This window comes from Pseudomonas sp. GL_090 (assembly GCF_057837765.1).
In genome coordinates, this window is the sequence record NZ_CM174452.1 from 6,315,496 (window position 1) to 6,329,635 (window position 14,140).

At 59.5% G+C, this 14,140-nt stretch carries 12 protein-coding genes; 4 read left to right on the forward strand and 8 right to left on the reverse strand.

Annotated elements, in window-relative coordinates; all coding sequences use genetic code 11:
- Nucleotides 1–11 precede the first annotated feature (11 nt).
- Nucleotides 12–638, reverse strand: a complete 627-nt coding sequence (locus AC3ITA_RS28675; protein ID WP_414929651.1) for a glutathione S-transferase family protein — start codon at nucleotides 636–638, stop codon at nucleotides 12–14.
- A gap of 118 nt (nucleotides 639–756) precedes the next feature.
- Nucleotides 757–1,659: a LysR family transcriptional regulator gene (locus tag AC3ITA_RS28680; RefSeq protein ID WP_150671901.1), complete on the reverse strand. Its 903-nt coding sequence runs from the start codon at nucleotides 1,657–1,659 to the stop codon at nucleotides 757–759.
- A gap of 567 nt (nucleotides 1,660–2,226) precedes the next feature.
- Here AC3ITA_RS28680 and AC3ITA_RS28685 point away from each other — a divergent pair.
- Genes AC3ITA_RS28685 through AC3ITA_RS28700 form a run of 4 tightly spaced genes read left to right on the forward strand, consistent with a single transcriptional unit; the run spans nucleotide 2,227 to nucleotide 7,036 of the window.
- A complete protein-coding gene (locus AC3ITA_RS28685; protein ID WP_489279028.1) occupies nucleotides 2,227–3,384 on the forward strand; it encodes an AI-2E family transporter in 1,158 nt (385 codons plus the stop codon).
- Nucleotides 3,385–3,398: 14 nt separating this feature from the next.
- On the forward strand, nucleotides 3,399–4,910 hold the full coding sequence (locus tag AC3ITA_RS28690; protein WP_095945951.1) for an efflux transporter outer membrane subunit: 1,512 nt from the start codon (nucleotides 3,399–3,401) through the stop codon (nucleotides 4,908–4,910).
- On the forward strand, nucleotides 4,903–6,021 hold the full coding sequence (locus AC3ITA_RS28695; protein ID WP_095945952.1) for an HlyD family secretion protein: 1,119 nt from the start codon (nucleotides 4,903–4,905) through the stop codon (nucleotides 6,019–6,021). Before AC3ITA_RS28690 ends, AC3ITA_RS28695 begins: the two co-directional genes overlap by 8 nt.
- The gene (locus tag AC3ITA_RS28700) at nucleotides 6,011–7,036 is read left to right on the forward strand and encodes a DUF2955 domain-containing protein (protein ID WP_095945953.1); all 1,026 of its coding nucleotides are present in this window, start codon (nucleotides 6,011–6,013) and stop codon (nucleotides 7,034–7,036) included. Before AC3ITA_RS28695 ends, AC3ITA_RS28700 begins: the two co-directional genes overlap by 11 nt.
- Before the next feature lie 45 nt (nucleotides 7,037–7,081).
- On the opposite strand, the gene glmS is transcribed toward AC3ITA_RS28700, so the two are convergent.
- The 6 genes from glmS to atpG all read right to left on the reverse strand — a co-directional run bounded on the left by glmS (nucleotide 7,082) and on the right by atpG (nucleotide 14,113).
- Complete coding sequence (gene glmS, locus AC3ITA_RS28705) at nucleotides 7,082–8,914, reverse strand: glutamine--fructose-6-phosphate transaminase (isomerizing) (protein ID WP_489279029.1); 1,833 nt, start codon at nucleotides 8,912–8,914, stop codon at nucleotides 7,082–7,084.
- A 1-nt stretch (nucleotide 8,915) separates the two neighbouring features.
- Nucleotides 8,916–9,692, reverse strand: a complete 777-nt coding sequence (locus AC3ITA_RS28710) for a DeoR family transcriptional regulator (RefSeq protein WP_414929637.1) — start codon at nucleotides 9,690–9,692, stop codon at nucleotides 8,916–8,918.
- A gap of 201 nt (nucleotides 9,693–9,893) precedes the next feature.
- Nucleotides 9,894–11,261, reverse strand: a complete 1,368-nt coding sequence (glmU, locus tag AC3ITA_RS28715) for a bifunctional UDP-N-acetylglucosamine diphosphorylase/glucosamine-1-phosphate N-acetyltransferase GlmU (RefSeq protein ID WP_489279030.1) — start codon at nucleotides 11,259–11,261, stop codon at nucleotides 9,894–9,896.
- Nucleotides 11,262–11,374: 113 nt separating this feature from the next.
- Nucleotides 11,375–11,800, reverse strand: coding sequence for a F0F1 ATP synthase subunit epsilon (locus tag AC3ITA_RS28720; protein WP_007985046.1), 426 nt, complete (start codon nucleotides 11,798–11,800; stop codon nucleotides 11,375–11,377).
- A gap of 45 nt (nucleotides 11,801–11,845) precedes the next feature.
- Complete coding sequence (gene atpD / locus AC3ITA_RS28725; RefSeq protein ID WP_008045671.1) at nucleotides 11,846–13,225, reverse strand: F0F1 ATP synthase subunit beta; 1,380 nt, start codon at nucleotides 13,223–13,225, stop codon at nucleotides 11,846–11,848.
- Nucleotides 13,226–13,252: 27 nt separating this feature from the next.
- Complete coding sequence (atpG, locus tag AC3ITA_RS28730) at nucleotides 13,253–14,113, reverse strand: F0F1 ATP synthase subunit gamma (RefSeq protein ID WP_008045673.1); 861 nt, start codon at nucleotides 14,111–14,113, stop codon at nucleotides 13,253–13,255.
- Nucleotides 14,114–14,140 lie beyond the last annotated feature (27 nt).

Here is a 14,140-nt window from a genome sequence, read left to right on the forward strand (position 1 = left end):
GGCCACCAGCATCAGGCGGTTTTTTGCAGGCCGGCGATGGTGCGCGGCATGCCGACAAAACCCGGCAAGGCTTCGATGCGGGCCAGCCAGGCGCGAATGTTGGCGTACTCGTCCAGCGACACATTGCCCTCAGGCGCATGGGCGATGTAGCTGTAGGCGGCGACGTCGGCAATCGTCGGTTCAGTGCCGGCCAGATATGGCGTATTGGCCAGTTCGTGATCGATCACTTTGAGCACGGTATGGGCATAGGCAATCACTTCTGCAGCGTTGTAAGGCGCGCCAAACACAGTGATCAATCTTGCCCGGGCAGGGCCGAAGGCAATCGGACCGGCAGCCACTGACAACCAGCGCTGGACCTTGGCAGCCCCAACCGGATCAACCGGCAGCCAGCGACCATTGCCGTACTTTTGCGCCAGGTAAACCAGAATCGCGTTGGAATCGGCCAACACCACGCCCTGGTCATCAATCACCGGCACCTGACCGAAAGCATTGAGCGCGAGGTACGCCGGTTGCTTGTGTTCGCCCTTGGCGAGATCAACCAAGATCAATTCGGTCGGCAGCTTCAGCAGGGACAGCATCAACTCGACACGATGAGCGTGGCCGGAACGTGGGAAGTTGTAGAGTTTGATCGCTTGCATGGTCGATACCTCGGGGTGAGTGCTGCTGTTCAGGAGAGATGGGTCGTATCTTCTACTCACATCCAAACCAACAGAATCACCAGCCAACGCAATCCATTATTTCAGTGCTTGAAATAATTCAACGCGTGAGTGCCGGATGCTCGCGCAGGGTCTTCACCGCGAAATCGACAAAACTGCGCACCCGGGCCGGCGCTTTGCGCCCGCCCTGATAGACCACATGGATGGGCAGCGGCGGCAGTTCGAAGTCGGCCAGAATGATTTCCAGCTCGCCGACAGCCACCTTGCTCGCCACTTGATAAGACAGCACCCGAGTGAATCCCAACCCCAGACTGGCTGCCGTGATGGCCGCCTGATTGGCCGTCACCACCAATCGCGGTTCAGCCCGCACACTCAAGGTTTCGCCGTCTTCAATGAATGGCCAACTCCTGAGTTGGCCGATAGCCGAGGTCGCGATAATCGGCGCCTGGGCCAGTTCCCGGGGATGCCTGGGCCGACCATGGCTGGCCAGAAACCGCGGCGAGGCGCAGATCACCCGCCGCACCTCGCCCACGCGGATCGCATGCTGGTTGCTATCAGGAAGTTCGCCGATGCGAATCGCCACATCGACGCCCTCCTCGACCACACTCACCACCCGGTCCACCAGCAGCGCGTTGATGCAGACCTCGGGGAATTGCGTCAGATAATTCACCATCAAGGGCGTGACAAACATCTCGCCAAACAAAACCGGTGCCGTGATGGTCAGTTGCCCACGGGGATGGATATGGCTGCCCGCTGCCGAGTCCTCGGCTTCCTGCACCTCGGCGAGAATTCTCCGACAGTCCTCCAGGTATCGCTGGCCGGCCTCGCTCAAATACACACTGCGCGTCGTACGTATGAGCAGTTGTGTGCCAATTCGCTTCTCCAGCGCCGCGACCGCTCGGGTGACGCTGGCCGCCGATAGACCCAAACCCCGCGCCGCCGCCGAAAAGCCCTGCTCCTTGGCGACGGCAGCGAAGACCTGCATTTCCTGGAAGCGGTCCATGGGCCCGTCCTCATTTCAAATAGATAAATCGCAAGCAAAGGCCGGAATGTTAAGCGCAAGTGTTCAGCAAAAAAGTTGGGGGGCCGACCATCAGTTAAATCAACGGGCTACTGCACTCTAGCGCCTGCACCGTAAAAACCAAGCGTGTCACAAACCTTAATTATTGAGAATTAATGAGGATTATTTGCTTGCGACGGGTGCGACTGTTGGCAATTATCCTGATCAGCCTGCTGCAACGGTTAATGCCCGGTACAGAAAAAGAGCCATTGGTTCAGCTTCAAAACCGCTTCAGGCAAGGCCTCGCAGCGGATGCCATCAACTGCAGCAGAATTCCAGCCTGTGTAAACGGGCGGAATATACGACTGCTCCTATACTACAAACCACCCCGTTACCTATTGGGTTTTTGGTAGGTACCTCGTTGAAGTTTTCTCTACTTAAAGTAAGGCGTTATGGGCTTTTAACGCTTGGATGGCTGTCCGTGGATCTTGCTTTATGGATTCACTTAGTAGGAAAGAGTTGAACTTCAACGGCCTGGCTAACCTGTGTGACACCGCAAGGAGTTTGACAATGTTGCGCACTAACATTTCCGCTAGAGCACTGTCCGGTGGTTTGCTTGACGTACTGATTCGCGCCGGGTTGATTACGGTGCTGGTACTGTTCTGCTTCCAGATCTTCCACCCTTTCCTCAACCTGATGCTCTGGGCAATGATTCTGGCCATCACCCTGTATCCACTGCATGGGCTTATCAAGCGCAAGCTGGTCAACAAGGACGGTCGTGCCGCCACACTGATCGTGGTGGTCTCCCTGGCTCTGCTGATGGTACCGATCTACCTGCTGGGCACCTCGATCAGTGAATCGGTCCAGGGCACCCTGGCGGTCCTCAAGTCCGATACGCTGCAGATTCCGCTCCCCAGCGAAAAAATCGCCGCCCTGCCACTCATTGGCGAGCCGATCTATGCCTACTGGATGCAGGCCGCCACTGACATGAGCAGCGTGGTGATGAAGGTGATGCCTTACATCAAGTCCGTCGGCCTGACCTTGTTGGGCAAAATGGCCGATGTTGGCGTAGGTTTTCTGTTGTTCATCGGCGCCCTGATCATCGCCGGCGTGTTCATGGCCTATGGCGAAAACGGCGAAAGAAGCGCCCTGGCCATCACCTCGCGTCTTTCCGGACCAGAGCGTGGCCCACGCATCACCGAGCTCTGCACCGCAACCATCCGCGCGGTCGCCCAAGGCGTGGTGGGTATTGCGTTCATTCAGATGTTGCTGGTCGGCGTGGGCTTCGTGCTCATGGGTGTGCCCGGTGCCGGCCTGCTGGCGATGGTTGCGCTGCTGATGGGAATCATGCAATTGCCAGTGCTGCTGGTGACCATCCCGGTGATCGCGTATGTCTTCGCCACCGACGGCACCACCTTGGGCACCGTCGTGTTTGGCATCTACAGCCTGATCGCCGGGATGGCCGACAACGTCCTCAAGCCGTTGATGCTGGGTCGTGGCGTCGATGTGCCCATGCCGGTCATTCTGATTGGCGCCCTGGGCGGCATGGTTAGCGGGGGCTTCATCGGTTTGTTCATCGGGCCGGTTGCGCTGGCGGTGGGCTACCAACTGTTCTGGCAATGGGTCCAGGACCAACCGACTGTCGAGGCAATGAACGAGACGCCCGAGATCGAGGCTGTGAACGAGACACCGAAGATAGAGGCAATGAACGATCAGCGTCCTGTCTGAGGAGTTTGCGCTTGATGCCACGCCCTGCTCGCATCAGCCGGCTTCTGCTCTGTGGCACCGTCGTCCTGGGGGGCTGTGTGCAACTGGGTCCGGATTTCCAGTCGCCGGCCCAACCCTGGGTCGACCACTGGAACACCCCGGCCCTGGAAATCGCCGGCCAACAACACGCGCAACCTGACAGCCGCCAATGGTGGCGCGTGTTCAACGACCCGGTGCTGGACCATTTGATGGCCGAAGCCGATGCCCACAACCCCGACCTGCATGTCGCTGGCCTGCGGGTCATGGAGTCCCGGGCACAATTGGGTATCGCCCTGAGTGGACGCTACCCGCAATTGCAGCAGGCCAGCGCCGACAGCCTGTACCTGAATCGTCGGCAGTCGGGCGGCGCCAACCCCCAGGACACGCATTTCTGGCAACACAGCGTCGGCTTCGATATTGGCTGGGAGCTGGATTTCTGGGGGCGTTTCAGCCGTGCCATCGAGTCGGCCGACGCGTCCTGGTTTGCCGCTCAGGCCAACTATGAAAACGCCTTGGTGCTGTTGCACGCGCAACTGGCGCAAAACTACTACGCCTTGCGCACTGCCGAGGCACGCCTGGCCATCGCCCGCAGTAACGCCAAATTGCAAAAACGCAGCTACGAGATCACCGAGCGCCTGTTCAACAGCGGAGCCGAAGCCGAGCTCGATCTGCAACAGGCCAAGACCCAGTACCTGGGCACCCTCAGTACCATCCCGGACTTCGAAAGCCAGGTGGCGAGCTTGCGCAACGCGCTATCCACCCTGATCGGGCAGCCACCCGGCTCGATCCCTGACCTCAATCGCAACACCGGCCTGGTGCCGCTGCTCGATACTGCGGTCTTGCAGGACGTGCCGGCCAACCTGCTGGTGCGGCGCCCCGATGTGCGCGCTGCCGAGTTGCAAGTGGCAGCGCAGTCGGCGTTGATCGGTGTGGCCGAGACCGATCTGTACCCGTCCATCAGCTTGCTGGGCAGCATCGTCTGGTCCGCCAGCTCGCTTAACGGGGCATCCAATACCCTCGACATGGTGGCCGGCCCCAGCCTGCGCTGGGACATCTTCGACCACGGCCGGATCACCAACAACGTCCGCGTGCAGGATGCGCGCTTGCAGCAATTGATCGTTATCTACCAGGACAGCGTGCGCCAGGCGGCGCGCGAGGCCGACGATGCCGCGACAGGCTTGATCAAGGCGCTGGAGCGCGACCAGATCCTCAGCGATGCATCGGTGGCCGCCGAACGATCGGTGACCCTGGCCAACGCCCAATACCGCGAAGGCTATTCGGATTTCCAGCGCGTGCTGGATGCCCAGCGTGCCCTGTTTGCCCAACAGGATATCTACCTGGTCAACCGTGGCACCGCCGTCAATAGCCTGATCGCTCTGTACAAGGCCTTGGGCGGAGGCTGGTACAGCGATCAGCCGATGGTCGACCCGGCCACCCGCAAACAAATGCAAGAACGGACCGATTGGGGCGATCTGCTCGACGAACCGAAGGAAAGTGCCCATGACTGACAGCCAACAACCGGTCGACGAGAAAGCCCCGGCACCCGCCGCCGACCCAGCGAAAAAAGCGATCAATTGGGTGGTGCTGCTGATCATCCTGAGTCTGGTCTGGTACCTGATGGCCGACCGTTACACCCCCTACACGCAACAGGCACGGGTGCAGGCCTTCATTGTGCCGGTGGCCGCCGAGGTATCCGGCCGGGTGACCAAGGTGCATGTACGCAACAACCAGGACGTCAAGGCCGGCGAATTGCTGTTTGAAGTCAACCCGGAGCAGTACCAGATCGCCGTCGATCGCGCCCGCGCCGACCTTGAGTCGACCCGTCGCCAGGTGGGCGCCAACACCGCCGGCGTCGACTCCAAGCAAGCGTCCCTGCGTGCATCCCAGGCCAACGAGCTCAAGGCACGCCAGGACATCCAGCGGCTTGAACGTCTGTACAGCGAAGACCCGGGCACCATCTCGCTGCGCCGCCTGGAGATATCCCGCGCCACCCTGTCAGAATCCATCAGCCAGGTCGCCGCGGCCAAGGCCGAAGTGCAACGTGCGCGCGAACAACAGGGCGGTAACGAAGACGAAAACGCCCAGTTGCTCAGCGCCGCCAGCAACCTTGAAAAAGCCGAGCTGGACTTGAGCAACACGAAAGTCCACGCGCGCTCGGCCGGCCTGATCACCGATTTGCGCACCGATGTCGGTCAGTTCGCCGCCGCCGGTGCTCCGGTGATGACCCTGATCGCCATCCACGATGTGTGGATAAGCGCCGACATGACCGAAAACAATCTGGGCAGTGTCCAGCCCGGGACGCCGGTGTCCATCATCCTCGACGCCCACCCGGGCAGAATTTTCAAAGGCCATGTGCGCAGCGTCGGCTATGGCGTCGATATCGGCCAGACCACCCAGCCAGGCAGCTTGCCGACAGTGGAGAACAGCCGTGATTGGCTACGCCCTGCCCAACGCTTTCCGGTCATCATCGAGTTCGAGCCCGGTGAGTTGACCGGCCCGCAAGGCATCCGGTCCGGCGGGCAGGCCGAAGTCATGGCGTTCCCGAGTGAAAGTAACCCGCTGAATATTCTGGGGCGCCTGTTCTTGCGCGTGATGAGCTGGATGTCCTATGCGTATTGAGCGTCCGGCCCGGGTTCAGCGCGCCCTGCGTCTGAGCTTCGGTACGGCGCTGTGCCTGGCGGCGAGCTTCGGCCTGGCCCTGCCCATCCCGTTCCTCTCGCCGATGCTGGCGCTGATGATGCTGGCGGCGATGAACCGACCGTTGCCGTTCAAGGCCAGCCTGGGCCTGATCCTGATCCTTATGCTGACCACCGGGACCGGCTTGCTGCTCATTCCCCTGCTGCGGTACTACCCGTTCAGTGGCGTGCTGCTGGTCGGATTGTGCCTGTTCATGGCTTTCGGTTATGGCCTGCGCGGCGGCAACCCGCTGGTGGCGACCTTCCTGGTGGTGGGCCTGACCTTGATCAGCTCAGCCGGAACCGCTGAATTCGCCCTGGCGCTTGAGGTGATCGTGGCCCTGGTCAAGGGCCTGTTCCTGGCCGTCACCGCGCTGACCATCAGCCATTGGCTGTTTCCCGACCCCGCCAGCGTCCCCGCAGCCAAACCCGGTCCGAGCCTTACGCCAACCGAAAGCGGCTGGCTGGCGCTACGGGCCACGCTGGTGGTGCTGCCGACTTTCCTGCTGGCCATGATCGACCCGGCCAGCTACCTGCCGATCATCATGAAAGCCGTCAGCCTCGGCCAACAAAGCTGCGCGACCAGCGCCCGCACCGCCGGCCAGGAATTGCTCGGCTCGACCCTGCTCGGTGGCCTGATGGCAATTCTTTTCTGGTGCGCGCTAAGCCTGTTCGTCAACTTGTGGATGTTTTTTCTGTGGATGTTGCTATTCGGATTGCTGGCGGCCAGAAAGCTATACGGCCTGGCGCAAACCCGACAACCACCAAGCTTCTGGCTCAACAGCCTGGCAACCCTGATCATTCTGCTCGGCCAATCGGTACAGGACAGTGCAGCGGGCAAGGATGTTTACACCGCCTTTGCTATCCGCATGGGCCTGTTCATTCTGGTGACTTTGTATGCCTGTGTGATGGTCCATTTGCTGGACACGCGGCGGCGGCGTCGAATTACGACCGCCTAGAAACAGAAAAACCCCCTGAAAGGGGGTTTTTCATCTGTGGATAACTTATTCCACAGTGACCGACTTCGCCAAATTGCGCGGCTGGTCAACGTCGGTGCCTTTGAGCACGGCGACGTAGTACGACAGCAGTTGCAGCGGGATGGTGTAGAGGATCGGCGACAGGATGTCGTGGATGTGCGGCATGTGCACCACGTGGGTGCCTTCACCGTTGGTCATGCCGGCCTTTTCGTCAGCGAAGACGATCAACTGGCCACCGCGGGCGCGAACTTCCTGAAGGTTGGACTTCAGCTTCTCCAGCAGTTCGTTGTTCGGCGCTACGGTCACCACTGGCATGTCGTTATCCACAAGCGCCAACGGGCCGTGTTTCAACTCGCCGGCCGGATAGGCTTCGGCGTGGATGTAAGAGATTTCCTTGAGCTTGAGCGCCCCTTCCATCGCCACCGGGAACTGCGCGCCACGGCCGAGGAACAGTGTGTGGTGTTTTTCGGCGAACAGCTCGGAGATTTTTTCCACGGTGCTGTCCATGGCCAGCGCTTCGCCCAGGCGGGTTGGCAAACGACGCAGTTCTTCGACCAGCGTCGCTTCGACGCCTTTGGCCAAGGTGCCACGAACCTGACCCAGGGAAAGCGTCAGCAACAACAGGCCAACCAATTGCGTGGTGAAGGCTTTGGTCGATGCCACACCGATTTCGCGACCGGCCTGGGTCAACAAGGTCAGATCGGACTCACGCACCAGCGAGCTGATGCCGACGTTGCAGATCGCCAGGCTGGCGAGGTAGCCCAGTTCCTTGGCGTTGCGCAGTGCGGCCAGGGTGTCGGCGGTTTCACCGGACTGGGAAATGCTCACGAACAAGGTGTCCGGCTGCACTACCACCTTGCGGTAGCGGAATTCGCTGGCGACTTCGACTTGGCAGGGAATGCCGGCCAGTTCTTCGAGCCAGTAACGCGCGACCATGCCGGCGTGGTAACTGGTGCCGCACGCAACGATCTGTACGTTACGCACTTTGGCGAACAGCTCGGCGGCCTGTGGGCCGAATGCCTGTACCAGGACCTGGTTCTGACTCAGGCGACCTTCCAGGGTGCGCTGCACCACGGATGGTTGCTCGTGGATTTCCTTGAGCATGAAGTGACGGAACTCGCCCTTTTCAGCGGCTTCGGCGCCGTCGCGATACTGCACGGCTTCGCGCTCGACAGCCTGGCCGTTGACGTCCCAGATCTGCACGCTGTCGCGGCGGATTTCGGCGATATCGCCTTCTTCCAGGTACATGAAGCGGTCGGTGACCTGACGCAGGGCCAACTGGTCGGACGCCAGGAAGTTTTCCCCCAGGTCCAGGCCGATCACCAGCGGGCTGCCGCTGCGGGCTGCGACCAGGCGATCAGGTTGCTTCATGCTGATCACTGCCAGGCCATAAGCACCGTGCAGTTCTTTGACAGTTGCCTTGAGGGCCACGGTCAGGTCGCTCAGATCCTTGAGTTTGTGGTTCAACAGGTGAGCGATGACTTCGGTGTCGGTGTCCGAGGTGAACACATAACCCAGGGCCTTGAGTTGTTCACGCAGGGCTTCGTGGTTCTCGATGATGCCGTTATGCACCACCGCCAGGTCGCCGGAGAAATGCGGGTGGGCATTGCGCTCGCACGGCGCACCGTGAGTAGCCCAGCGGGTGTGGGCAATGCCCAGGCGCCCGAGCAGTGGCTCGGCAGCCAGTGCTTGTTCCAGTTCACTGACCTTGCCCGGACGACGCACGCGCTCGAGTTTTTCGTCGTTGGTGTAGACCGCCACGCCGGCACTGTCATACCCGCGGTATTCCAGACGTTTCAGGCCTTCGACCAGGATGGCGGTGATGTTACGTTCTGCGACTGCGCCGACAATTCCACACATGCTATTTCTCCTGACTGACAGCCGCGCAAATCAACGTGATGCCGCGGGCCTGAATCTGATCGCGAGCCTCTAATGGCAGGCGTTCATCGGTAATAAGGGTATGGACACTGCTCCAGGGCAGTTCCAGGTTGGGAATCTTGCGACCGATCTTGTCGGCCTCCACCATCACGACCACTTCGCGGGCGACTTCGGCCATGACCCGGCTCAGCCCGAGCAGTTCGTTGAAGGTGGTTGTACCGCGAACCAGATCGATGCCATCGGCACCGATGAATAGCTGGTCGAAGTCGTAGGAGCGTAGGACCTGCTCGGCGACCTGCCCCTGAAAGGACTCGGAATGCGGGTCCCAGGTACCACCGGTCATCAATAGCACCGGTTCGTGCTCAAGTTCGCTCAGGGCGTTGGCGACATGCAGCGAGTTGGTCATCACCACCAGGCCGGGTTGTTGGCCGAGTTCCGGGATCATGGAGGCGGTGGTACTGCCACTGTCGATAATGATCCGCGCATGCTCGCGAATCCGCGCGACGGCGGCACGAGCGATGGCTTGCTTGTACTTGGAAATCGGCTGACCAAGGTCCGCGACCAGTTCCTGAGGCATGGTGACCGCTCCGCCGTAACGACGCAGCAACAGGCCATGGCTTTCAAGTGCCGCCAGATCCTTGCGAATCGTAACTTCCGACGTTTCGAAGCGCTTGGCCAACTCATCCACGCTGACTTCGCCCTGCTCATTGAGCAAGGCGAGGATGTTGTGACGACGTTGAGGTGTATTACGCTTCGACATGAGCTGATAAGTTTCGCTTCGAAAGATAACGGAAGCAATCAAAACCTATCAACGAAACTTCGTCAAGCGCAAAGCGATAAAAAGAGCTGTGGATAACTTGCTAGCGATGGGCGTGAACGATGATGCATTCTTTCTGGAAAAATGCGCCGCTCTCGAATTCATCGCGAGCAAGCTCGCTCCTACAAGGGAATTGTGGATAACTCAGCCCTTCTTGATCTTCTCAGGCCGCTTCCAGCCATCGATGTTCTTCTGACGAGCACGCCCGATGGCCAACTGGGATTTATCCACAGTCGAGGTAATGGTCGAACCGGCAGCCGTGGTCGCACCGTCCAGGATATCCACAGGCGCTACCAACGAGTTGTTGGAACCGATGAACACGTCTTCACCCAGCACGGTTTTCCACTTGTTGGCACCGTCGTAGTTGCAGGTGATGGTGCCAGCACCGATGTTGGTGCGTGCGCCCACTTCGGCATCGCCCAGATAAGTCAGGTGACCGGCCTTGGCACCTTCGCCCAGGCGAGCGTTTTTCAACTCGACGAAGTTACCCACATGGGCCCGCGCTTCCAGCACGGAACCTGGACGCAGACGCGCGAACGGGCCGGCATCGCTGCCTTCACCCAGAATGGCACCTTCGATATGACTGTTGGCCTTGATGACCACGCCTTTGCGCAGGGTGCTGTCCTTGATCACGCAGTTCGGGCCGATCACCACGTCATCCTCAATGACCACTTTGCCTTCAAGGATCACGTTGATGTCGATCAGCACATCGCGGCCCACGGTCACGTCTCCGCGCACGTCGAATCGTGCCGGGTCGCGCAGCGTCACACCTTGAGCCATCAAACGACGACCGGCGCGCAATTGATAATGCCGTTCCAGTTCGGAGAGTTGCTTGCGGTCATTGGCGCCCTGCACTTCCATGGCGTCGTGCGGTTGCTCGGTGGCCACCACCAGACCATCGCTCACTGCCATGGCAATGATGTCGGTCAGGTAGTACTCGCCCTGGGCGTTGTTATTGGAGAGTCGGCTCATCCAGTCGCCAAGGCGGGCAAAAGGCAGCGCCAGAATGCCGGTATTGCCTTCGGTGATTTTGCGTTGGGCTTCATTGGCATCTTTCTGTTCGACGATGGCCGCAACCTTGCCGGCGTCATCACGAACGATGCGGCCGTAACCGGTCGGGTCATCCAGTTCGACAGTCAGCAAGCCCAGCTGCTGCGGCCCCACCTGCTTGAGCAGGCGCTGCAGGGTTTCGACCTCGATCAACGGCACATCGCCGTAGAGCACCAGCACGGTGTCGGCCTGAATGAACGGCACTGCCTGAGCAACGGCGTGACCGGTACCCAGCTGTTTATCCTGCAGGACGAAATTCAGGTCATCCGCTGCCAGGCGCTCGCGCACGGCATCGGCACCGTGACCGATCACGACGTGGATGCGCTGTGGATCAAGTTGCCGGGCGCTGTGGATAACATGGCCAAGCATCGAGTTGCCGGCAATCGGGTGCAAGACTTTCGGCAAAGCGGAACGCATGCGCGTGCCTTGGCCAGCAGCGAGAATAACGATTTCAAGAGACATGACTGGCTACCAATCCTGGGTGGTCAACGGCTGCGACCAGGTTGTAAAAGTCGGAAAAGAAAAAAGGGTAGCCGAGGCTACCCTTTTTAATCAATCACACAACAAGTGCTGCCTTAGTGGCCGAACTTCTTGCGGATCTGCTGGACGGTGCGCAGCTGAGCTGCAGCCTCGGCCAGACGTGCGGCAGCAGAACCGTAATCGAATTCCGCGCCTCGCTCATGCAGGGCTTTCTCGGCAGCCTTAACGGCTTCCAAAGCTGCGGCTTCGTCCAGGTCGGCAGCACGTTGCACGGTGTCGGCAAGAACCTTGACCATGTTCGGCTGAACCTCGAGGAAACCACCGGAGATGTAATACACCTCCTCTTCCCCGCCCTGCTTGACCAGGCGGATCGGACCTGGCTTCAGATTAGTGATCAGCGGCGCGTGACCCAGAGCGATACCAAGATCACCCAGTGCACCGTGCGCAATCACCATCTCGACCAGACCGGAAAAGATTTCTCCTTCCGCGCTGACGATATCGCAATGGACTGTCATAGCCATCTGATTGCCTCAACCTAAATTAGCGCCCGTTGCCGGGCGCCGGGATTACAGTTTCTTGGCTTTCTCGATCGCTTCTTCGATGCCGCCAACCATGTAGAACGCTTGTTCTGGCAGGTGGTCGTAGTCACCGTTGAGGATGCCTTTGAAGCCAGCAATGGTGTCTTTCAGGGAAACGTATTTACCCGATGCACCGGTGAAGACTTCAGCCACGAAGAACGGCTGCGACAAGAAGCGCTGGATCTTACGAGCACGGTTTACCAACTGCTTGTCGGCTTCCGACAGCTCGTCCATACCCAGGATCGCAATGATGTCCTTCAGTTCTTTGTAACGCTGCAGAACGTACTGAACGCCGCGAGCGGTGTCGTAGTGGTCCTGGCCGATTACGTTCGGGTCCAGCTGGCGCGAAGTCGAGTCGAGTGGATCGACCGCCGGGTAGATACCCAGGGAAGCGATGTCACGGGACAGAACGACGGTAGCGTCCAAGTGGGCGAAGGTGGTCGCTGGCGACGGGTCGGTCAAGTCATCCGCAGGTACGTATACCGCTTGGATCGAAGTGATCGAACCTTCCTTGGTCGAAGTGATACGTTCTTGCAGAACGCCCATCTCTTCAGCCAGGGTCGGCTGGTAACCTACTGCCGAAGGCATACGGCCCAGCAGTGCGGATACTTCAGTACCGGCCAGGGTGTAACGATAGATGTTGTCGACGAACAGCAGAACGTCGTTACCTTCGTCACGGAACTTCTCGGCCATGGTCAGGCCGGTCAGTGCTACGCGCAGACGGTTACCCGGCGGCTCGTTCATCTGACCGTAAACCAGTGCCACTTTGTCCAGAACGTTGGAGTCCTTCATCTCGTGGTAGAAGTCGTTACCCTCACGAGTACGCTCACCCACACCGGCGAACACGGAATAACCGCTGTGCTCGATGGCGATGTTACGGATCAGCTCCATCATGTTTACGGTTTTGCCTACACCGGCACCACCGAACAGACCGACTTTACCGCCTTTGGCGAACGGGCAAACCAGGTCGATAACCTTGATGCCAGTTTCCAGCAGGTCGTTGCCGCCTGCCTGTTCAGCGAACGAAGGCGCTGGACGGTGAATGCCCCAACGCTCTTCAGTGGCGATAGGACCAGCTTCGTCGATCGGGTTGCCCAGAACGTCCATGATCCGGCCCAGAGTCGCTTTACCGACCGGTACGGAGATGGCTGCGCCAGAGTCGACAACGTCCAGACCGCGCTTCAAGCCTTCGGTGGAACCCATCGCAATGGTACGAACCACGCCGTCGCCCAGCTGCTGCTGAACTTCCAGGGTGGTCCCGGCCGCGCTTTGTACAGTCAGCGCGTTGTAGATGCTCGGTACGCTGTCGCGTGGAAATTCCACGTCGATAACGGCGCCGATGATTTGAACGATACGTCCGCTACTCATAGCTGGATCCTCTGAATATTTGAACCGTTAAACCGCGGCAGCGCCGCCGACGATTTCCGAGATCTCTTGGGTGATCGCAGCCTGACGCGCCTTGTTGTAGACCAGCTGCAAATCGCTGATCAAATCACCGGCATTGTCGGTAGCGTTCTTCATCGCGATCATCCGCGCAGCTTGTTCAGCCGCGTTGTTCTCGACCACCGCCTGGTAGACCTGCGACTCCACGTAACGGACCATCAAGCCGTCCAGCAGCTCCTTGGCATCCGGTTCGTAGAGATAGTCCCAGTGGTGCTTGAGGTCTTGATCCGGGGTTGCCACCAGTGGAATCAACTGCTCCACGGTAGGCTGTTGCGTCATGGTGTTGATGAACTTGTTGGACACCACGGACAGGCGGTCAATACGGCCGTCCAGGTAGGCATCCAGCATCACCTTGACGCTGCCGATCAGATCATTGATCGACGGCTCTTCACCCAGGTGGCTGATAGCTGCAACGACGTTACCGCCGAAGTTGCGGAAAAAGGCCGCACCCTTGCTACCAACGACACACAGATCGATCTCGACGCCGTTTTCGCGGTTTACCGCCATGTCCTTGACCAGGGCCTTGAACAGGTTGGTGTTCAAGCCACCGCACAGACCACGGTCACTGCTCACTACGACATAACCGACACGCTTGATTTCGCGGTCGATCATGAACGGGTGGCGGTATTCCGGGTTGGCGTTGGCCAGATGCCCAATTACCTGGCGGATACGCTCCGCATAAGGACGGCTAGCAGCCATGCGCATTTGTGCCTTGCGCATTTTGCTGACCGCCACTTTTTCCATGGCGCTGGTAATCTTTTGCGTGCTTTTGATGCTCGCAATCTTACTGCGAATCTCTTTTGCGCCTGCCATGTAACACCTATCAGGTTAGCAAGCGGG